Source organism: Streptomyces sp. NPDC127197 (genome assembly GCF_042672405.1).
GTDB lineage: Bacteria > Actinomycetota > Actinomycetes > Streptomycetales > Streptomycetaceae > Streptomyces > Streptomyces flavusporus.
Genome location: NZ_JBHXVG010000004.1, coordinates 354,392 through 374,660 on the forward strand (window position 1 = coordinate 354,392; position 20,269 = coordinate 374,660).

A 20,269-nucleotide genomic window follows, 5' to 3' on the forward strand; every position below is an offset into this window, starting at 1 on the left:
GGCCACCCGCACAACGCCGTGACCGGGCAGGAAGGGCAGATCCCCCCCATGGCCACCAACGTGACTCCGCCCGAGCGGCTGGGACAGACGTGCCTTGCGGACGGCCGCCGGCTCGGCTGGGCGGAGTGGGGGCCGCCCTCGGGCACGCCTGTCCTGCTGTGCTCCGGATCGGCGACGAGCCGATGGCTCGGGCTCCCCGTCGACGCGATCACACGCCTCGGCGTCCGCCTGATCACCGTCGACCGTCCCGGGCTGGGTGCGTCCAGCGCGGCCGATGGGTGGACCCTGCACGACTGGGCGCTCGACATTGGGGAGTTCGCCCGGATGCGGGCAGTGGCGGGGATGGTGGCCATCGGCTTCTCAGTGGGCGCGCCCTTCGCGCTGGCATGCGGTGCAGCGCGGGTGGTCACCGGCATCTCCTTGGTCTCCGCCACCGACGAACTGGCCCATCCAGCACTGGCGCCTGCGCTCGAGCCGGAGGCCGCCATGCTGGTGAAACAAGCAGCCGCCGGCGCGTCCGGCGCGGAACTCCTCCTCTCGAACGCGGCCGACGCCGACACTCTCCGGGAAGCTGTCGCCGGCCCGAGCCACGGCACCGACCAGCGCGTATACGCCGACCCAGCGTTCGACCGGAACTACCGGCGGGCACTCACGGACGGCTTCGCGCAGGGCGGCGCCGGGTATGCGCGCGAGACGGTACTCGCCCTGAGCCGCCGGCCGTTCGACCCTTCATCGATCCCGGTCCCGGTCGACCTCTGGTACGCAGACCAGGACACCAACCCCCTGCACTCACCCGACCTCGGAAAGTCCCTCGCCCGGCGCATGCCCACAGCACGCCGCTTCCTCGTACCGAACGCAGGCAGCGCACTGTTGTGGACGCACACGGAGACCGTCCTGCATTCGCTGCTGAGCCGCATCGCCCCGCAGTAGGCGGTTGGAACATCGGAACGAAAACTGGCGCTAAGAGGTCGTTTTCATCGGTGAAGTCTGTTTCATCCCAGATGGCTTCGCCGTCGCGGTGTGACTTCCGAGGCGTCACTGCACCCATGCGGCTGGTGAGATCCCGCGGCAGCCCGAATTGCCAGTCTCACTCCCTGAAGTCCGTCTCGCTCCAAGACATGCCGTATGGGCGATTGCTCTCGCCTCGTCGCGGACGGGCTTGTCGCATGAGAGGCGAGAGTGCAGTACTGAGGTGCGTTAAGTGGCGTAAATCAGGTGAAAACGACCTCTAAGCCCGTCGGTCCTGGTGGGCGGTTGAGGGGGTGTCGGCGGGCGGACCCGTCTGTGGGAAGGGAATTCGAGTGTCCACCGTCGTCCGACTGCCCGTCGGGAAGGCGCTGACCGTCCGCGCGGCGGCCGACGCGTTCCTCGACTCGCTCGGCACCCCGAACACGGTCCGCAACCATGGGATCGGAGTGGGCAAGACGGCCGAGCGGATCGGTGAGGACCGGCCGCTGGTGTCTGTCGCGGACGACGAGATCGGCGAGGCCCTCGAACTGCTGTGGGGCGAGGCCGCGGTCAATACCTGGAACGCCCGCCGGGCCTCCGTGCCGTCCTGGCTCGGCTGGTGCGGCGAGCGCGAGTACCACGGCCCGTCCCTCCCGGCCTGGACGCAGCGGCTCACCCCACCGGACTCGGAGACCCCGGCCCGCTCGAGGATGGCCATCGACCGGCTGATCGCCCGCCGTGAGGTCCACCTGCGGGAGAAGACGCTCTATCGGATGCTGTACGAGACGTACGCGCGGGCCGGTGTTCGTCACCCACCGCCGATCCGGCCCCCGCAAGGTCGTCAGTCCTCGCGACGTCTGCCCGGACACCGGGTTCGCCCGGCTGTCGTACGGGCAGGCCCGCCCCCTGCTGAACGGGCACACGGCTGTCGGCGGTGTGCCGGGGACGGGATGGGACCTGCACGAGTGGTGGCACCCCGGCCTCACCCACCTCGGTGAGGCCGGGGCGAGCCTGCTCATGCTGATGGCGAAGTCCCGGCACAAGAAGCCGGAGAACGTGCGGAAGTACTTCCACCCCTCCCCGGAGGTGATCGCCGAGGTCAGCAGCCTGCTCGCCCCGCGCGACAGCCGACGCCGACCGTCAATTGCCGGCGAGACGCCAAAGCGAGGTGACTTCCGCGGCGCGGGCGGCGTGGAGGGGATCAGCGGTGCCCCTCGCTCGTGGATGCTGCGGCCGGGTGTCGATCTTGTCCACGATGTGCAGGCCCGCTGCCTCGATGTCGGCCAGCAGCTCGCTGCGCGTCCTGAGCCCGAGGCGCTCGGCCAGGTCCGACAGGATGAGCCACCCCTCACCCCCCGGTTCGAGACGGGCGGTGAGCCCGTCCAGGAAGTCGCGGAGCATGCTGCTGCCCGGGTCGTAGACGCCTTGCTCCACGGCGGAGGTGGGCCGGGCCGGAATCCAGGGCGGGTTGCAGACGACGAGGTCCGCGCGTCCGTCGGGGAAGAGAGCGGGGCCCACGACGTCGACGCGCCCGGTGAGGTGCAGTCGGCGGACGTTGTCGCGTGCGCAGGCCAGGGCACGCGGGTTGATGTCGGTGGCCATGATGTGGTCGATCCCGCGGCGGGCCAGGACGGCTGCGAGTACTCCCGTCCCCGTCCCGAGGTCGAACGCGGTGCGGCGGCCCGCGCGACGGTCCGTCGGCACGGGGAGCGGCGCATGTGCGACGAGGTCGACGTATTCGCCCCTGACCGGGGAGAAGACGCCGTAGTGCGGATGAACGCGAGCGTCGAGGGCCGGTACCTCTACGCCCTTCGTGCGCCACTGATGCGCTCCGATCACGCCCAACAGTTCCGTGAGCGAGACAGCCATCGCTCCGGACGGCGGACCGTACGCCTCGGTGCACGCCTGGCGCACCTCGGGGGCTCTGCGCAGGTCCAGGCGGTAGTCGGCTTCCAGCAGCACGAGGAGCCTGCCCAGCACACGGGCGCGGTGGCTGCGGGACCGGCGGTGCAGGTGGAAGGACTCTGCCGGACCGTCGCCTTGCCGGGGAGGTTTCCGGTCGATGCGGCGGCCCATCGCTTGCAGGAGCTGACGTGCGTTGTGGAAGTCGCCCCGCCACAGCAGGGCGGTGCCTTCGCAGGCCAGACGGTAGGCGGTGTCGGCTTTCATACGGTCGTCCGCGCGGACGACCCGGCGGGGAAGCGGCGCTGCGCTCTCGGAATGCCAGTGGGCGGAACGGGGGATGTTCGTCTCGGTCCGGTCGATGGTGGACACCGAGTACTCCTCGTGATCGAGCGTGCAGGGGCACGAAGAGCACTTCGACGAGGAGCAGGGCAAACGGCCCGTATCGCAGTACGGATGCGTGTGTCAGCGCAGATGGGGCTACCGCTCCCGCGTCGAAGCGCGAGAGGAGGAGTCGCCGAGAACCATGCCGAGAACCATGGCGAGCGTCATGACCAGCCTTTCAGACAGATAGCCCCAAGAGCCTCGCACACCCTCTCGCCCCGGACGAACCAGCCCATGGGGGCCGTGCTGTTCGGTGCCGGGGCGGCGGGTGTCCGATGGCTGCCGTGTACTTGTCGGCGTCAGCTGCTCATGCCGCCGGCGAAGGGCATGGTCTGCCACTGGTCGACGGCGGGCTTGAGGTACTCCATCAGCTCGGGAAGCTGCGGGACCAGCGTGAGGGTGGCGACGACCCGCAGCATGCCCAGGGCGTTGACGAAGCCCAGGACCTCCTCGTTGAGCGGCCTCGTGCCGTTGCGCCGCGCGCCGCGGTTGTAGGCGGCTTCGTGCTCGGGTCCGAGAGCGGCCAGGTCCCACTCGACGGGCCCCAGCGTGACCAGTTCGAAGTCGGCGTAGAGGTCGCCGTCCACCCCGGAGAAGATGTTCGCGGGCGGGGAGTCGCCGTGGATGGGCTGGAGGTCGACGCCCGGGAACCGGGTCTCGAAGGCCCTGCGTGAGCGTACGAGGGGTTCGAGGATCTGCCACTCGCGGCGGGCGCGGTCCAGCTCGGCCGCACCGATCAGGCTGGGGTGCTGGTCGAGCCGGGCGAGGCTTTCCGCGATGAACCGCGGCTCGGCCGCGGACAGGAACTCCAGGCGGCCTGGGTAGGCGTGCAGGGCCGCGTGCAGGTCGGCGACGCTCTCGGCGTTCGCCACGTAGTCGGGTTCCTTGTCCCGGTCCTCCTCGACGAACGGCCAGAACGTCATGGAGAACCCGTCGCGCTGCACGGGTTCCCGCGGCACGAGCGGGCTGGGCGCGATCACGGGGATTCCCTGGTCGTCGAGCCAACGTGTCACGTCCAGCTCGTCCTGCTGGCGGCGCGCGAGGGCGGCCAGGTCGTCCGGGCGAGGCAGGACGGTGGGAATCCGGGCCACGACCGGCGAGGGCGCCAGGTGGACGACGACGGAGAAGACGTCGTGGAGCACCGTGGGGTCGGTGACGGTCAGGCCGAGCTCGCGCCCTGCCGCGACGGCCGCCTCGACGGCGGTGGAGGTGCGGCCGGCGAGCTGTTGTGGTGTCAGGAAGGTGGTCATGGCTCCATCGTTTCGGCGGATTTTTCCGGATGTTGGGCAGGTCGGGGCGGGGGGCGCGGGCCGTTCGCGGCGGAGGCGGACCCGACAGGGTCAGCACCTGCGGCCGGCACACAGCTCCAGCCGCTCCCCTTCGAAGCGTGCTCGGAAGCCGCGGTCGTGCGAGACCGCGACCACCGCCCCCCGGTACGCCGCGAGCGCCGCCTGAAGGTCCTCGACCAGGTCGAGCGCGATGTGGTTGGTCGGCTCGTCGAGGACGAGGAGGTCCGCGGGCCGGGTCACCAGGCGGGCGATCTGCAGCCGCCGCTGCTGTCCCGCGGACAGGGCGGCGACCGGGACGTGCAGGTCCTCCTCGCGGAACAGGCCCAGGGCAAGCAGCTGTTCGGCGTACTCCTCCGGCAGTCCGGGCCGCCCGGCCGCGAACGCGGCGAGCAGCGGGAGCCGCGTGGAGCGCACGGGCAGCTCCTGCGCGAGGTAGCCGATCCGGGCAGCGCGGCGTACCGCGCCCGCGTCCGGCTCCAGGTCGCCCGCCAGAACGCGCAGGAGCGTCGTCTTGCCCGCGCCGTTCTCGCCCGTGACCAGCAGCCGCTGCCCGGGGGTGATCGCCAGGAGCCCGTCCAGACGCAGCCGCTCGCCGACCCGTACGCCGTCGAACTCGGCGAGGGGGCCCTGGGCCGGGCCGTCTGCCGCCGACAGCGCCGCCGTGAACCGCAGGGGTTCCGGCGGTGCCGCCACGGGGTTGCGCCGCAGCTGGGCCAGGCGCTCCCGGACAGAGCGCACCTGCCCGCCGAGCTTCGCCTCGCTGGACCGGCGGTGCTTGCCGAAGCCCTGCTTCGGGTCGCGGCCGGTGGTAGCAAGCCGCCTCCCTGCGGCCTCGAGCAGCTCCTCCATGCGGGCCATCTCCTCGACCCAGTCCGCGTACCGCTGCTCCGCGCCGCGCCGGGCGGCGGCCTTCGCGGCGCGGTAGCCGGCCCAGCCGTCGCCGTACCGGCGCACCGTGCGCGCGTCCCGGTCGACCTCGAGGATCGTGGTGGCGATGCGCTCCAGGAAGCCGCGGTCGTGGGTGACCGCGACGACGGTGCCGCGGTGCGCCCGCAGGTGTTCCTCCAGCCAGCGCACGGCCGCCGCGTCGAGATGGTTCGTCGGTTCGTCCAGGAGCAGCAGCTCGGGGGCGGCGGCCAGCACGCAGGCCAGCGCCAGCCGCGACTGCTCTCCGCCGGAGAGCGAGCCGAGCAGGCGGTCGCGGGTGATCCGGGCGAGCCCGAGCCCGTGCATCGCGGCATTCACACGGGCGTCCGCCTCGTATCCGCCGCGTTCCTCGTACGCGATCAGCAGCTCGCCGTACGCGGCGAGCTCGTCCTGCGACGCCTCGCCGAGACGCTCCTCCGCCGTGCGCAGCCGGCGCTCCATGTCGCGCAGTTCGGTCAGGGCGAGGTCGACGGCGTCCTGCACGGTGCAGTCCGGGTCGAGGTCGAGGGTCTGGGCGAGGTGTCCGGTGCCGCCGGGGAAGCTGACGCTGATCTCCCCGGTGTCCGGCCCCTCGGCCGCGGCGAGCAGCCGCAGCAGGGTGGACTTGCCGGAGCCGTTCTCACCGATGACGGCGGCCTTCTCCCCCGGGCGGACGGTGAAGGAGACCTGGTCGAGGACGGTCCGGGTGCCGTAGGACTTGGTGACGTTCTTGACGGACAGCTGCGCCACGGCAGCGGGGGCGGTGGCGGGTAGGGCGGTATGGGCGCGGTCGCGCATATGACTTTCCCTGGGCATGCGAAGGGTCTACGGGCAGCAGAGACGGCGGTATCGGCCGTGCCCGGACTCAGACGAAGAAAAGGAAAGCCATGCCCCCACCATACAAGACGGACCGTCTCGCCTCTACTCGTGCGTGGCGCGAAGCCCGTGATCCGCTCACCGGTGGGACGACCGTCGTGGAGCTACGTGGCGAGATCGGCATCCTCACGGCGCCGCCCCGTGCGGCACACCTCGACGTCCTGACCGCCGGTCCGTGTCCCGACCTGGTGCTGGACCTGCGCTCCGTGTCGTTCATCGATTGCCGCGGACCGGGCCTCCCGATGACCTTGTCCGCACGCCGGCTGGGTCCTGCTCCCTGACCGAGGCCGGTGTCAAGGTGGGGGTGAGAAAGGCCCTCAGTGTCCGTGAGAGGGGGCGCTGAGCATGGAACTGCCCCTGGTCGTGGGAGTCGACGGCTCCGAGCACAGCCTTCGAGCGGTGGACTGGGCCGTTGACGAGGCAGCCCGGTGCCGCCCGTGCCGGGCAGTACCTCAGCGCCCGGGTGCGGATGCCCGACGGCGTGCACCAGGTCCGCCAGTACAGCCTGTCGAACGCACCCGGCGAACAGATGCGTCGCATCACCGTCAAGCGCGTCGCGAGCGTGGCCGCCGCGCCGGAGGGCGAGGTGTCCAACCACCTGCACCGCACCGTCCGCACCGGTGCCGAGCTCACCCTGTCCGCACCGTTCGGCGACGTGGTGCTCGACAATGCCGACACCCCGCTGCTGCTGGTCTCGGCGGGCATCGGCTGCACCCCGATGGTCGGCATGCTGGAGCACCTCGCGGCGACCGGGTCCGAGCGCCCGGTCCGCGTGCTGCACGCCGACCGCTCCCCGGCCGACCACGCCCTGCGTGCGGACACCCGCCGGATCACCGGTGAACTGCCGGATGCCCAGGCCCAGTTCTGGTACGAGCAGGACGCAGCCGACGAACCGGGCGCCCGTACCGGACTGATGGACCTGGGCGACCAGGACCTGCCCGCGGACGCCGACGTCTACCTGTGCGGCGCGCTGCCCTTCATGCGTGCCGTGCGCGCCCAGTTGCTGCAGGCAGGTGTCCCCGCGCGCAGGATCCGGTACGAGGTCTTCGGCCCCGACCTGTGGCTGGCTCACGCGGAGGGCTGAGAGAACCGGCCGGTAGGCTCTGGCGCACAGACCTTGAGTGGATGGCGAGCCGCGCAGTGATACGAGACCTTTACAACGTCCGGGTGCTGCCCGCGGAGGGCGCCACCACACCGCTGACCGACGAGGAAGAGCAGCGCTTCCGGGCTGTGTTGTTCAGCGAACTCGGCAACAAGGTCGCCGACCAGGGCTGGGCGCGTTTCCCGGCGTACACGCCGGAGGAGCGCCGTCGGCTGGTCGACGTCGCGCACCGCCTCACCACCTACTGGGGACAGCAGGTGTTCGTCGAGGCCGAGGACCAGTGCAGTCTCAGGCTCTGCCTCGCCGGATACGAAGCGCAGGCGAAGACGTTGTCGCCGCGTTCCTGAGTCTGCCCTTCCACCGGGTCCCCCGGGCGTGGCCACACCGATCCGCAGCTGCTGTTTCGACTGAGCCGCATGGGCAACTTGGACACAGGTGCGTCTGGTGGGACGGCTTGGTCACTGCTGTCCGGTGCCGTGCTACCGCCCGAGGAAGGGACGGACGGCATGCTCGAGTCGGCGAGAAACGACAGGGACACGTCAGGACCGGGCTCGTCGCCGCCCGGCAGAGCCTGGTTGATGCTGGCCCTGGCGACGGTGGGCTTCGCCGTGAACTTCTGGGCATGGGCGCTGATCAGCCCGCTCGGACCCCGCTTCAAGGACAGCCTCGACCTGACCTCCTTCGAGCAGTCGCTGCTGGTCGCGGTGCCGGTGGTGGTCGGGTCGCTGGGCCGGATCCCGGTCGGCGCCCTGACCGACCGGTACGGCGGGCGGGTGATGTTCCCGATCGTGTCGGCCGGGACCATCGTTCCGGTGCTCTACCTGGGATTGGCCGGCCACTCCTCGCTCGCCGCCCTCCTGATCGGCGGCTTCTTCCTCGGCATCGGCGGCACCGCGTTCGCCGTCGGCGTGCCGCTCGTCAGCGCCTGGTTCCCGCCCGAGCGGCGCGGCCTGGCCATCGGGATCTTCGGCGCGGGCATGGGCGGTACCGCGATCAGCGCGCTGACCACGGTGAACCTGGTGGACGCGTACGGTATGGCCAGTCCGTTCCTGATCACCGCCGGTGTACTCGCGGTCTACGCGGTGGTGGCCGCGCTGATGCTGCGGGACGCACCCGGCCGTACCGTGCCGGCCGAGCCGCTGGCCCACCGCCTGGCTGCCACTCTGCGGCTCGGCATCACCTGGCAGGCGTCCGCCCTGTACGCCGTCGCCTTCGGCGGCTACGTGGCCTTCTCCGTGTACCTGCCGACCTACCTGCGAACCGGCTACGGCCTCGCCCAGGCGGACGCGGCGAACCGGATGGCCGGATTCGTGCTGCTCGCGGTGGCCATGCGGCCGGTGGGCGGCTGGCTGTCGGACCGTATGGGCCCGGTGCGGGTGCTGGGCTGGTCACTGGCCGTGGTGATGGCCGGGGCCGTCGTGCAGTCGTTCACCCCGTCCCTGGTGCCGCTGGGCACGCTCGCCTGCCTCGCCATGGCCGGCGCGCTCGGCGCGGGCAGCGGCGCGGTGTTCGCCCTGGTGGCGCTGCTGGCCCCGGCGAGCAAGGTCGGCTCGGTCACCGGCATCGTCGGCGCCGCGGGCGGTCTGGGTGGCTTCGTCCCGCCGCTGGTGATGGGCTCGCTGTACGGCGCCTACGGCTCGTACGCGATCGGCCTCGCCCTGCTCGCGCTGGTCGCGGCAGCGGCCCTCGCCTTCACCGGCACCGGCGTGCGCCACGCCGTCTCCCAGCGCGTGCCCGCGCAGCAGCACTGAGTGGGTGCCGGCACCATGACGCACACCCTGCTGCACCGCTTCCGCCGTCCTGTGGTCATCGTGGCGACGGGTCAGCGGTGTCCCGGCCCCTTCAGCGGGTGGGTGTGACCCGAACGGCCCTGTCGGGTACCCGGGGATCCGTCGGAGGGTGGTCCGGTGCGGAACGACATGCACCTGCCGCCGAACCCCGGATCCGGAAGGGGACCCAGATGTCCGTCGACACCCCGCAGGCGCCCGCCCCCCTCACCGACGACGAGCTCAGGACGCTGGACGCCCACTGGCGTGCCGCGAACTACCTGTCCGTCGGCCAGATCTATCTCATGGCCAACCCGCTGCTGACCGAGCCGTTGCGGCCCGAGCACGTCAAGCCGCGGCTGCTGGGCCACTGGGGCACGTCCCCCGGCCTCAACCTCGTGTACACCCACCTCAACCGTGTCATCCGGGCCCGCGATCTGAACACCCTGTGCATCTGGGGGCCCGGCCACGGCGGCCCCGCAGTGGTCGCGGGTTCCTGGTTGGAAGGCTCGTACACCCGGACGTACCCCGATGTCACCCGGGACGCGGCGGGCATGGCGCGGCTGTTCAAACAGTTCTCGTTCCCGGGCGGGGTACCCAGTCACGTCGCGCCGGAGACGCCCGGCTCGATCCACGAGGGCGGTGAGCTGGGCTATTCGCTCTCCCACGCTTACGGGGCCGCACTGGACGCCCCCGACCTGGTCGTCGCCTGCGTCATCGGCGACGGCGAGGCGGAGACGGGCCCCCTGGCCGCCTCCTGGCACTCCAACAAGTTCCTCGACCCGGTCCACGACGGTGCCGTCCTGCCGATCCTCCACCTCAACGGCTACAAGATCGCCAACCCGACCGTGCTGGCCCGGCTCCCCGAGGCCGAACTCGACGCCCTGCTCGAAGGGTATGGCCACGACCCGATCCACGTGACCGGCGACGACCCGGCCGCCGTGCACCAGGCGATGGCGCACGCCATGGACACCGCCCTGGACCGCATCGCCGCCATCCAGCACGCCGCCCGCGAGCAGGGCGCGGCTGAGCGCCCTCGGTGGCCGGTCATCGTGCTGCGCACCCCCAAGGGCTGGACAGGACCGGCTGAGGTCGACGGCCTGCCGGTGGAAGGCACGTGGCGCTCCCACCAGGTCCCGCTGTCTGCCGTACGGGACAATCACCAGCACCTACGGCAGCTGGAGGACTGGCTGCGCTCCTACCGCCCGGAGGAGTTGTTCGACGAGCAGGGCCGTCCCCGCCCGGAGGTTCTGGCCTGCATCCCCGAGGGCGCCCGCCGGCTCGGCGCCACCCCGCACGCCAACGGCGGCCTGCTGCTGCGCGAACTCCCGCTTCCGTCACTGGAGTCGTACGCGGTCGACGTCGACAAGCCCGGTGCCACGATGCACGAACCGACCCGCGTGCTGGGCGACTTCCTGGAACACGTCATGAAGGCGACCGCCGAACGACGCGACTTCCGTCTGGTCGGCCCCGACGAGACCGCCTCCAACCGCCTCCAGGCGGTCTACGCCGCCAGCGGCAAGGCCTGGCAGGCCGGCACCCTGGACGTCGACGAGCATCTGGACCGGCACGGCCGGGTGATGGAGATCCTCTCCGAGCACACCTGTCAGGGCTGGTTGGAGGGCTACCTCCTCACCGGACGGCACGGCCTGTTCTCCTGCTACGAGGCCTTCGTCCACATCGTCGACTCGATGGTCAACCAGCACATCAAGTGGCTGCGCGTCACCCGCCGCCTGCCCTGGCGCGCCCCCATCGCCTCCCTCAACTACCTGCTGACGTCGCACGTGTGGCGCCAGGACCACAACGGCTTCTCCCACCAGGACCCCGGTTTCGTCGACCACATCATGAACAAGAGCCCGGAAGCGGTACGGGTCTACCTGCCGCCGGACGCCAACACGCTGCTGTCCGTGGCCGATCACGCGCTGCGCAGCCGCGACTACGTCAACGTGATCGTCGCCGGGAAGCAGCCCTGCTTCGACTGGCTCTCCATGGAGCAGGCCCGCGTCCACTGCGCGCGCGGCGCCGGGATCTGGGAGTGGGCCGGGACGGAGAACGGCGGCGAACCGGACGTGGTACTGGCCTGCGCCGGCGACGTCCCCACCCAGGAGGTGCTGGCCGCCGCGCAGTTGCTGCGCCGCCACCTCCCGGAGCTGTCGGTGCGCGTGGTCAACGTGGTCGACATCGCGCGGCTGATGCCGAGCGAGGAACACCCGCACGGCATGACCGACTTCGAGTACAACGGCCTGTTCACCCCCGACAAGCCGGTGATCTTCGCCTACCACGGCTATCCCTGGCTGATTCACCGGCTCGCCTACCGCCGCACCGGACACCGGCATCTGCACGTGCGCGGGTACAAGGAGATCGGCACCACGACCACGCCGTTCGACATGGTCGTCCGCAACGACCTCGACCGCTACCGCCTGGTCATGGACGTCATCGACCGCGTCCCCGGCCTCGCGGTGCGCGCCGCGGCCGTACGGCAGCGGATGGAGGACGTGCGGCTGCGCCACCACGACTGGATCCGCGAGCACGGCACCGACCTGCCGGAAGTCGCCGACTGGACCTGGGACGGCTGACCGGCGCGGTGAGGCGGGTTCGAAGGGACAGGGCCGATCGGCCCTGTCCCTTCGGCCCTGAGACGAGCAGGATCTGGAGGAGAAGCCGGGCTCGCCCACGACCGGGCACCGGCAAGGAACGCGACGCAAGGACACGAGGAGTAACTGATGGCGGACAGTGAGCGGTCCGGCCCCGGCAGCCCGATCCGGGTCTTCCTGTTGGACGACCACGAAGTGGTACGGCGGGGAGTGCGCGACCTGCTCGACGACGAGCCGGACATCTCGGTGGTCGGCGAGGCCGGCACGGTCGAGCAGGCACTGGTGCGTGTCCCGGCGTTGCGCCCGGACGTGGCGGTGCTCGACATCCGGCTGCCGGACGGCGACGGTGTGACCGTGTGCCGGGAGCTGCGCTCGCGCATGCCCGAGCTGGCCTGCCTGATGCTGACCTCGTTCGACGACGAGGAGGCCCTGCTGGACTCGATCATGGCGGGCGCGTCCGGGTACGTCCTCAAACAGATCCAGGGCTCCGACCTGGTGTCGGCCGTACGCACCGTGGCACGTGGCCAGTCGCTGCTCGACCCGAGCGCCACGACCAGGCTGATGGCCAGGCTCCGCGGAGGGCAGCAGCAGGAGCCGGAGCCGGACGGGCTGCCGGGCCTGACCGACCGGGAGCGGGAGATTCTGGCGCTGATCGGCGAGGGCCTGACCAACCGCCAGATCGGGCAGCGACTGTACCTGGCCGAGAAGACCGTGAAGAACCACGTCTCCCGCCTGCTGGCGAAGCTCGGTGTCGAGCGGCGCATCCAGGCCGCGATGATCGCCGGCCAGGCCCGGGACCGGCTGAGGCAGCAAGGGCACTGAGCCGGCATCCGCATCCAGGGGCGTGCCGGCCGCTGACTCGGGCCCGGGGTGGATCAGACGACGCTGCCGCTGCCGTACGGGGCGTACAGGTCGAGCAGGCGCGTACGGGTCGAGTGCAGCCGGTGGGCGAGGATGTCGCCCACCCACTGGGTGACGGACAGGCCGAACGCGGAGTCGTCCTGGCACATCGTGCGCACGGCCGTGGCGTCGAATTCGTACGCCCGGACCGGCGAGGTCGCCTCCGCGCCCAGATGCCAGGCGTGCGGGGCGAACAACCATGACCAGCCGATGAGTTCGTTGTGGCCGAGGGTCTCGATGACAGCGGCCCGGCGGCCGGGGACATGCAGGTCGAGGGCAACCGTGCCGGTGCGGATGATCCAGAACCGGTCGGCCCGGCCACCCTCCTCGAACAGGCGGGTGCCCTGGGAGAACATCACTTCCCGTGGGATCCGCATCAGCCGCTGCCGGTGCCCGGCGGGCAGGGCGCGCAGGATGCTGAGGGTGGCGGGAGCGGTCATGACCTGCCTCCGGTGAGGGTCTGGGGACCTGCTGCTTTCAGCGTGCAGGCACGGTAGAGCCCGTGCCCATGGGCCACTCGGCCCTGATCAGGGACCACTCGGGCCATGCGGAGGCCGCGTACGGCAGACCGCCTGCTGCCGGGCCGACGGCCGTTCGGCGCAACAAAAGCCATGGGGTGTCGGGCGTCGATGTCAGAGTTTGAGGCAAGGCGAGGAACGGCGTTCCCTGGTGAGACCGAACCGAACATCCAGATGGGCGACGAGGCCTGAGGAAGGGGCGGAGCGGTGGCCGCACAGACCGAGCCGACATCCGGCAGGCAACGCAGGAAGCGGCAGGCGGCGCTGGACGGGGAGGTGGCCGAGGCGCTGGTGCGCTCACGCCGGTTCTTCACCCGCGCGGAGGTCTCGGGGGATCTGCGCTCGCTGCACAGGACCGGTGGCCGTCAGGCGGACGAGTTCTACCGGGACCGCTGGTCGCACGACAAGGTGGTGCGCTCCACGCACGGCGTGAACTGCACCGGTTCGTGCTCGTGGAAGGTGTACGTCAAGGACGGCATCATCACCTGGGAGGCACAGCAGACGGACTACCCGTCGGTGGGCCCGGACCGCCCGGAGTACGAGCCGCGCGGCTGCCCACGTGGGGCAGCGTTCTCCTGGTACACGTACTCGCCCACCCGAGTCCGCTACCCGTATGTGCGGGGCGTGCTGCTGCAGATGTACCGGGAGGCCAAAGCGCGGCTGGGTGATCCGGTGGCGGCCTGGGCGGACATCGTGTCCGACCCGGAGCGCGCTCGCCGCTACAAGGCGGTCCGGGGCAAGGGCGGCCTGGTGCGGGCGAGCTGGGACGAGGCGGTGGAGCTGGTCGCCGCCGCGCATGTCCACACGATCAAGGAGTACGGTCCGGACAGGCTGGCCGGGTTCTCCCCGATCCCGGCGATGTCGATGGTCTCGCACGCCGCAGGGGCCCGCTTCTACTCCCTGCTCGGCGGGGTGATGCTCTCCTTCTACGACTGGTACGCCGACCTGCCGGTGGCCTCGCCGCAGATGTTCGGCGACCAGACCGACGTGCCCGAGTCCGGGGACTGGTGGGATGCCGGGTATCTGATCATGTGGGGCTCCAATCTGCCGGTGACCCGCACCCCGGACGCCCACTGGATGGCCGAGGCGCGCTACCGGGGCCAGAAGGTGGTGGCGGTCTCCCCGGACTACGCGGACAACGTGAAGTTCGCCGACGAGTGGCTCGCGGCCCAGCCCGGCACCGACGGGGCGCTGGCGATGGCCATGGGGCATGTGATCCTCAAGGAGTTCTTCGTCGACCGCACCACCCCGTACTTCCAGGACTACGTCAAGCGGTACACCGACCTGCCGTTCCTGGTCGCGCTGGACGAGCGCGAACCCGGGACGTACGTGCCGGGCAAGTTCCTGACCGCCGCCGACCTCGGCGGGGCGGAGGCGGAGGCCGAGCACGCGGAGTTCCGGACCGTACTGCTGGATGCGGCCACCGGACGGCCGGTGGTGCCGAACGGCACGCTCGGCGACCGCTACGGCGAGAGCGGCGCCGGGAAGTGGAACCTGGACCTCGGCGGCATCGACCCGTTGCTGTCCGCGGCGGGCGGGGACGAGGTCCCGGTCGTGGTGGAGCTGCCGCGCTTCGACGCCCCCGACGGCAGCGCGGGGCGCCTGCCGCGCGGGGTGCCGGTGCGGCGGATCGCCGGGCGGCTGGTGACCACGGTGTACGACCTGCTGCTGGCCCAGTACGGGGTGGCGCGCGAGGGGCTGCCCGGCCGGTGGCCGGCCTCGTACGACGACGCGGAGGAGCCCTGCACCCCGGCCTGGCAGGCGGCCGTCACGGGCGTCGACGCGGAGCGGGCGGCACGCATCGCGCGGGAGTTCGCCGCCAACGCGGAGGAGTCCCGCGGCCGTTCGATGATCATCATGGGGGCGGGGACGAACCACTGGTTCCACTCCGACACCATCTACCGGGCGTTCCTGACCCTGACCACGCTGACCGGCTGCCAGGGCGTCAACGGCGGCGGCTGGGCGCACTACGTCGGTCAGGAGAAGGTCCGTCCGATCACCGGCTACCAGGCGCTCGCGACGGCGGCCGACTGGAACCGGCCGGCCCGCCTGATGATCCAGACGGCGTACTGGTACCTGCACAGCGACCAGTTCCGCTACGACCCGTTCTCCGCCGACACTCTGGCGGCGGCCGGGGCGGGCGGCCCGTTCGCCGGAAAGGCCACCGCGGATGTGATCGCCGCGTCGGCGCGGATGGGCTGGATGCCCTCGTACCCGACGTTCGACCGCAACCCGCTCGACCTGGCCGACGAAGCGGCGCGGGCGGGGCGCGACGTGGGCGAGCACGTGGTGGGGGAGCTGAAGGCGGGCAGGCTGCGGTTCGCGGTCGAGGACCCGGACGCGCCCGAGAACTTCCCGCGGGTGCTGACCGTGTGGCGGGCCAATCTGCTGGGCTCGTCGGCGAAGGGGAACGAGTACTTCCTCAAGCACCTGCTGGGCACCGACTCCTCTCTGCGCGCCGCCGAGGCACCGCCGGACGCGCGCCCCCGTGATGTGGTGTGGCGGGAGGAGGCCCCGGCCGGCAAGCTCGACCTGCTGCTGACGCTGGACTTCCGGATGACCAGCACCACGGTCTTCTCCGACGTCGTCCTGCCGGCCGCCACATGGTACGAGAAGCACGACCTGTCCAGCACGGACATGCACCCGTTCGTGCACGCCTTCAACCCGGCGATCGCCCCGCCCTGGCAGACCCGCACCGACTTCGACGCCTTCCACACCCTGGCGCGCGAGTTCAGCCGCCAGGCCGCCGGCCATCTCGCCGTACGCAAGGACGTCGTGGCCGCGCCGCTGCTGCACGACACGGTGGACGAACTGGCCACTCCGCACGGCAGAGTGCGGGACTGGCAGGCGGGTGAGTGCGAGCCCGTACCCGGCCGCACCATGCCGAAGCTGATCACCGTCGAACGTGACTACGGCGCCGTGGCCGAGAAGATGGCCGCGCTCGGCCCGCTGCTGGACAGCCTCGGCGCCACCACCAAGGGCGTCACCTTCAAGCTCGACCGGGAGCTGGAGTACCTGCGGCACAAGAACGGCACCGTGCGCGGGGGAGTGGCCGACGGCCGCCCGTCCATCGCCCGGGACGTGCACGCCTGCGAAGCGATCCTCGCCCTGTCCGGCACCACCAACGGCCACCTCGCCACCCAGGGCTTCCACGCCCTGGAGGCCCGCACGGGCACCCGGCTGGCCGACCTGGCGGCCGAACACGAGGGCAAGCAGATCACCTTCGCCGACACCCAGGCCGCCCCCGTCCCGGTCATCACCTCACCGGAGTGGTCGGGTTCGGAGACCGGCGGGCGCCGCTACTCGCCGTTCACCGTCAACGTCGAGCGCCTCAAGCCCTGGCACACCCTCACCGGCCGGCAGCACTTCTACCTCGACCACGACTGGATCACCGCGCTGGGCGAGCAACTCCCCGTCTACCGGCCGCCGTTGAACATGGACGCGTTGTTCGGTGAGCCGCGCCTCGGGGAGATCGGTGAACTCGGCGTAACCGTCCGCTACCTGACCCCGCACAACAAGTGGTCCATCCACTCCGAGTACCAGGACAACCTGTTCATGCTCTCCCTCTCGCGGGGCGGGCCGACGATCTGGATGAGCACGCAGGACGCGGCCAAGGTCGGAGTGAAGGACAACGACTGGGTCGAGGCCGTCAACCGCAACGGCGTCGTCGCCGCCCGCGCGGTCGTCTCGCACCGCATGCCCGAGGGCACCGTCTACATGCACCACGCCCAGGACCGGCTCATCGACGTGCCCCGCACCGAGACGAGCGGCCGGCGCGGCGGCATCCACAACTCCCTGACCCGGCTGCTGATCAAGCCCAGCCATCTGATCGGCGGCTACGCCCAGCTGTCGTACGCCTTCAACTACCTCGGCCCGACCGGCAACCAGCGCGACGAGGTCACCGTCATCCGCCGCCGCGCCAACCAGGAGGTGGATTACTGACATGCGTGTCATGGCGCAGATGGCGATGGTGATGAACCTCGACAAGTGCATCGGCTGCCACACCTGCTCGGTCACCTGCAAACAGGCGTGGACCAACCGCACCGGCGTCGAGTACGTGTGGTTCAACAACGTCGAGACCCGCCCCGGCCAGGGCTACCCCCGCCGCTACGAGGACCAGGACACCTGGGAGGGCGGCTGGAAACTGAACAAGCGGGGCCGGCTGACGCTGAAGGCGGGCGGCCGCTTCAAGAAGCTGATCGGTATCTTCGCCAACCCCAGACTCCCCTCCCTCGACGACTACTACGAACCCTGGACCTACGAATACGAGACCCTCACCAACGCCCCGCTGCAGGAGCACACTCCCGTCGCCCGCCCCAAGTCCCTGATCTCCGGCAAGGACATGAAGGTCTCCTGGTCGGCGAACTGGGACGACAGCCTCGGCGGCTCCGCCGCGACCGGAGAGCAGGACGTGCTGCTGCGGGAGGTCGCGGAGAAGATCAAGCTGGAGTTCGAGCAGACCTTCATGTTCTTCCTGCCGCGGATCTGCGAGCACTGCCTCAATCCCTCCTGCGCGGCGTCCTGCCCGTCCGGCGCGATCTACAAGCGGGAAGAGGACGGCATCGTCCTGGTCGACCAGGACCACTGCCGGGGCTGGCGGATGTGCGTCACCGGCTGCCCGTACAAGAAGGTGTACTTCAACCACCGCACCGGCAAGGCCGAGAAGTGCACCTTCTGCTTCCCCCGCGTGGAGGTCGGCCTGCCCACCGTCTGCTCCGAGACCTGCGTCGGCCGCCTGCGCTACATCGGCCTCGTCCTCTACGACGCCGACCGCGTCCTCGAGGCCGCCTCCACCCCCGACGACACCGGCCTGTACGAGGCCCAGCGAGAGGTCTTCCTCGACCCGCACGACCCGCAGGTGATCGCCGAGGCGGAGAAGGCCGGCATCCCCCGGGACTGGATCGACGCCGCTCAGCGCTCCCCGATCCACGCCCTGATCAACACCTACAAGGTGGCGCTGCCGCTGCACCCGGAGTACCGCACCCTGCCCATGGTCTGGTACATCCCGCCGCTGTCCCCGGTCGTCGACGCCGTACGCGACACCGGCCACGAGGCCGAGAGCCACCACAACCTGTTCGCCGCCGTCGACGCCCTGCGCATCCCCGTCGACTACCTCGCCCAGCTGTTCACGGCCGGTGACCCGGCGCCGGTCGACGCCGTGCTGCGCCGCCTGGCAGCGATGCGCTCCTACATGCGCGACATCAACCTCGGCCGCGAACCGAACGACACCATCCCCAAGTCCGTCGGCATGAGCGGCGAGCAGATCTACGACATGTACCGGCTGCTGGCCCTGGCCAAGTACGACGAGCGGTACGTCATCCCGCCCGCCCACGCCGAACAGGCCCACAAGCTGGAGGAGTTGGCCACCGAGTGCAGCCTGGACTACGAGGGCGGCCCCGGAATGGGAGGCTCCGGCCCCTTCGGTGAGGCATCGGGCGGCGCCGCGCCGATCGCGGTGGAGAACTACCGGGCGCTGCACGACCGGCAGACCTCCGACACCCCCGTCGCCCCCACCGACAAGGCCAGCCGTGTCAACCTCCTCAACTGGGACGGCAAGGGCTCCCCACCCGGCCTCTTCCCACCCAAGCCGTCCGATGCAGGCCATGACGCGCATACGGACACCGGCGGGGAGGTGGAGCCGAAACCATGAAGCGGACGACAGGACGCCCGGCGCGCACCGAGCCCTGGCACCCCTACGCCTGGCAGACCCAGTCCTTCCTGCTGGCCTACCCCGACGACCAGTTCCCGTCCCGCCTGGCCCTCACCCACAAGGTCGCCACTGCGCTGCCCGGGGCGGTCGCCGAACCGCTGCTGCGCTTCACCGCGCACGCGGAACGCACACCCGGCGCCGACCTGGCCGCCGCCTACGTCGCGACCTTCGACCACCGCAAACGCTGCTGCCCGTACCTCACCTACTACGCCCACGGCGACACCCGGAAACGCGGCATCGCCCTGCTGCGCCTGAAACAGACCTACGCCGCCTCCGGCCGGCGCCTGACCGACGACGAACTGCCCGACCACCTCGCCGTCGTCCTCGAATTCGCCGCAACCGACCCCGCGGCCGGACACCGCCTGCTCACCGAACGCCGTGCCGGCCTCGAACTGCTGCGCCTGGCCCTGCACGACGACAACTCGCCCTGGGCGGCCCTGCTGGACTCCGTCTCCGCCACCCTGCCCGCCCTCGCGGGCGACGAACACGAAGCCGTCGCCCGGCTCGCCGCCGAGGGCCCGCCCGAGGAGCAGGTCGGCCTCGCCCCGTACACACCCCCGCAGTTCATGCCCGACCCCGCAGGAGGCCCGCGATGACCGCACCCGCGCAGCCCGTCACCCTGGCGGTGGAGTCCGGCACCGGCGGCATCCTGCTCTGGGTCGCCCTGCCGTACCTGTCTCTCGCGGTCTTCGTCCTCGGCCACATCTGGCGCTACTGCTACGACAAGTTCGGCTGGACCACCCGCTCCTCCCAGCTCTACGAGAGCCGCCTGCTGCGCATCGGCAGCCCGCTGTTCCACTTCGGCATCCTCGTCGTCCTGATCGGCCACATCGGCGGCCTGCTCATCCCCAAGAGCTGGACCGAAGCGGTCGGGATGAGTGAGCACACGTACCATGTCTCGGCGGTCGTCCTCGGCACCATCGCCGGCGTGTGCACCCTGGGCGGACTGGCCATCCTCATCTACCGCCGCCGCACCGTCGGCCCCGTCTTCTCCGCCACCACCCGCAACGACAAGGCGATGTACCTCTCGCTCACCGCGACGATCGTCCTCGGTCTGGCCGCGACGGTCGCCGCCAACATCGTGGGCGGCGGCTACGACTACCGGGAGACCATCTCCCCCTGGTTCCGCTCGATCTTCTCTCTCCAGCCCGACCCGGACCTGATGACCGGAGCCCCGGTCCTCTTCCAGCTCCACGCCCTCAGCGCGCTGCTGCTGTTCGCGGCCTGGCCCTTCACCCGCCTCGTCCACATGCTCACCGCGCCCGTCGGCTACCTGACCCGCCCCTACATCGTCTACCGCAGCCGCGACACCCGACTCGGCGCCCGAGCCCCGCGCCGCGGCTGGGAACGGGCCGGGTAAGGGGGGCTCAGGTG

At 70.9% G+C, this 20,269-nt stretch carries 14 protein-coding genes and 2 pseudogenes; 12 read left to right on the top strand and 4 right to left on the bottom strand.

The annotated features are described in order from the left end of the window. Positions 1-48 precede the first annotated feature (48 nt). Positions 49-930 carry an alpha/beta fold hydrolase gene (locus ACFVJQ_RS09130; RefSeq protein WP_385782121.1) on the top strand — a complete coding sequence of 294 codons (882 nt, stop codon included), beginning with the start codon at positions 49-51 and terminating at the stop codon, positions 928-930. A gap of 371 nt (positions 931-1,301) precedes the next feature. Further along, positions 1,302-2,082 (top strand): annotated as a pseudogene (locus ACFVJQ_RS09135) (site-specific integrase); the annotation flags it as partial. A gap of 6 nt (positions 2,083-2,088) precedes the next feature. Here ACFVJQ_RS09135 and ACFVJQ_RS09140 read toward each other — a convergent pair. The 3 genes from ACFVJQ_RS09140 to abc-f form a co-directional block, all read right to left on the bottom strand. Then, positions 2,089-3,222 (bottom strand): methyltransferase, encoded by a 1,134-nt coding sequence (locus ACFVJQ_RS09140; RefSeq protein ID WP_385782124.1) that lies wholly within the window; start codon positions 3,220-3,222, stop codon positions 2,089-2,091. 311 nt (positions 3,223-3,533) lie between these two features. Then, the gene (locus ACFVJQ_RS09145) at positions 3,534-4,484 is read right to left on the bottom strand and encodes a phosphotransferase (protein ID WP_385508843.1); all 951 of its coding nucleotides are present in this window, start codon (positions 4,482-4,484) and stop codon (positions 3,534-3,536) included. Between the two features lie 90 nt (positions 4,485-4,574). After that, positions 4,575-6,227 carry a ribosomal protection-like ABC-F family protein gene (abc-f, locus tag ACFVJQ_RS09150; protein WP_385508842.1) on the bottom strand — a complete coding sequence of 551 codons (1,653 nt, stop codon included), beginning with the start codon at positions 6,225-6,227 and terminating at the stop codon, positions 4,575-4,577. Positions 6,228-6,316: 89 nt separating this feature from the next. Between abc-f and ACFVJQ_RS09155 the strand changes: the two genes are divergently transcribed. The 6 genes and pseudogenes from ACFVJQ_RS09155 (at position 6,317) to ACFVJQ_RS09180 (ending at position 12,589) form a co-directional block, all read left to right on the top strand. Beyond that, entirely contained in the window at positions 6,317-6,586 is a 270-nt protein-coding gene (locus tag ACFVJQ_RS09155; protein WP_385508841.1) for an STAS domain-containing protein, read from the top strand. A 152-nt stretch (positions 6,587-6,738) separates the two neighbouring features. Next, positions 6,739-7,389 (top strand): annotated as a pseudogene (locus tag ACFVJQ_RS09160) (hemin transporter); the annotation flags it as partial. A 41-nt stretch (positions 7,390-7,430) separates the two neighbouring features. Further along, the gene (locus ACFVJQ_RS09165) at positions 7,431-7,754 is read left to right on the top strand and encodes a hypothetical protein (protein ID WP_385508840.1); all 324 of its coding nucleotides are present in this window, start codon (positions 7,431-7,433) and stop codon (positions 7,752-7,754) included. Positions 7,755-7,985: 231 nt separating this feature from the next. After that, positions 7,986-9,158, top strand: a complete 1,173-nt coding sequence (locus tag ACFVJQ_RS09170; RefSeq protein ID WP_385508839.1) for an MFS transporter — start codon at positions 7,986-7,988, stop codon at positions 9,156-9,158. A 209-nt stretch (positions 9,159-9,367) separates the two neighbouring features. Then, positions 9,368-11,749 (top strand): phosphoketolase, encoded by a 2,382-nt coding sequence (locus ACFVJQ_RS09175; RefSeq protein WP_385508838.1) that lies wholly within the window; start codon positions 9,368-9,370, stop codon positions 11,747-11,749. A 147-nt stretch (positions 11,750-11,896) separates the two neighbouring features. Continuing rightward, on the top strand, positions 11,897-12,589 hold the full coding sequence (locus ACFVJQ_RS09180; RefSeq protein WP_385508837.1) for a response regulator: 693 nt from the start codon (positions 11,897-11,899) through the stop codon (positions 12,587-12,589). Positions 12,590-12,642: 53 nt separating this feature from the next. Here the strand turns inward: ACFVJQ_RS09180 and ACFVJQ_RS09185 are convergent, their stop codons facing one another. After that, entirely contained in the window at positions 12,643-13,107 is a 465-nt protein-coding gene (locus ACFVJQ_RS09185; protein ID WP_385508836.1) for a Crp/Fnr family transcriptional regulator, read from the bottom strand. Positions 13,108-13,449: 342 nt separating this feature from the next. On the opposite strand from ACFVJQ_RS09185, the gene ACFVJQ_RS09190 reads away from it, so the two are divergent. Genes ACFVJQ_RS09190 through narI form a run of 4 tightly spaced genes read left to right on the top strand, consistent with a single transcriptional unit; the run spans position 13,450 to position 20,255 of the window. After that, positions 13,450-17,127, top strand: a complete 3,678-nt coding sequence (locus ACFVJQ_RS09190) for a nitrate reductase subunit alpha (RefSeq protein ID WP_385509073.1) — start codon at positions 13,450-13,452, stop codon at positions 17,125-17,127. A 1-nt stretch (position 17,128) separates the two neighbouring features. After that, the gene (narH, locus tag ACFVJQ_RS09195; RefSeq protein WP_385782131.1) at positions 17,129-18,835 is read left to right on the top strand and encodes a nitrate reductase subunit beta; all 1,707 of its coding nucleotides are present in this window, start codon (positions 17,129-17,131) and stop codon (positions 18,833-18,835) included. Then, on the top strand, positions 18,832-19,491 hold the full coding sequence (gene narJ, locus ACFVJQ_RS09200; protein ID WP_385508834.1) for a nitrate reductase molybdenum cofactor assembly chaperone: 660 nt from the start codon (positions 18,832-18,834) through the stop codon (positions 19,489-19,491). Before narH ends, narJ begins: the two co-directional genes overlap by 4 nt. After that, positions 19,488-20,255 (top strand): respiratory nitrate reductase subunit gamma, encoded by a 768-nt coding sequence (narI, locus tag ACFVJQ_RS09205; RefSeq protein ID WP_385782134.1) that lies wholly within the window; start codon positions 19,488-19,490, stop codon positions 20,253-20,255. Before narJ ends, narI begins: the two co-directional genes overlap by 4 nt. Positions 20,256-20,269 lie beyond the last annotated feature (14 nt).

Bases quoted from the DNA above. Each gene is read 5' to 3' on its own strand.
- ACFVJQ_RS09130 (WP_385782121.1), top strand. From the start codon at position 49: ATGGCCACCAACGTGACTCCGCCCGAGCGGCTGGGACAGACGTGCCTT.
- ACFVJQ_RS09145 (WP_385508843.1), bottom strand. From the start codon at position 4,484: ATGACCACCTTCCTGACACCACAACAGCTCGCCGGCCGCACCTCCACC.
- abc-f (WP_385508842.1), bottom strand. From the start codon at position 6,227: ATGCGCGACCGCGCCCATACCGCCCTACCCGCCACCGCCCCCGCTGCC.
- ACFVJQ_RS09155 (WP_385508841.1), top strand. From the start codon at position 6,317: ATGCCCCCACCATACAAGACGGACCGTCTCGCCTCTACTCGTGCGTGG.
- ACFVJQ_RS09165 (WP_385508840.1), top strand. From the start codon at position 7,431: ATGGCGAGCCGCGCAGTGATACGAGACCTTTACAACGTCCGGGTGCTG.
- ACFVJQ_RS09170 (WP_385508839.1), top strand. From the start codon at position 7,986: ATGCTGGCCCTGGCGACGGTGGGCTTCGCCGTGAACTTCTGGGCATGG.
- ACFVJQ_RS09175 (WP_385508838.1), top strand. From the start codon at position 9,368: ATGTCCGTCGACACCCCGCAGGCGCCCGCCCCCCTCACCGACGACGAG.
- ACFVJQ_RS09180 (WP_385508837.1), top strand. From the start codon at position 11,897: ATGGCGGACAGTGAGCGGTCCGGCCCCGGCAGCCCGATCCGGGTCTTC.
- ACFVJQ_RS09185 (WP_385508836.1), bottom strand. From the start codon at position 13,107: ATGACCGCTCCCGCCACCCTCAGCATCCTGCGCGCCCTGCCCGCCGGG.
- narH (WP_385782131.1), top strand. From the start codon at position 17,129: ATGCGTGTCATGGCGCAGATGGCGATGGTGATGAACCTCGACAAGTGC.
- narJ (WP_385508834.1), top strand. From the start codon at position 18,832: ATGAAGCGGACGACAGGACGCCCGGCGCGCACCGAGCCCTGGCACCCC.
- narI (WP_385782134.1), top strand. From the start codon at position 19,488: ATGACCGCACCCGCGCAGCCCGTCACCCTGGCGGTGGAGTCCGGCACC.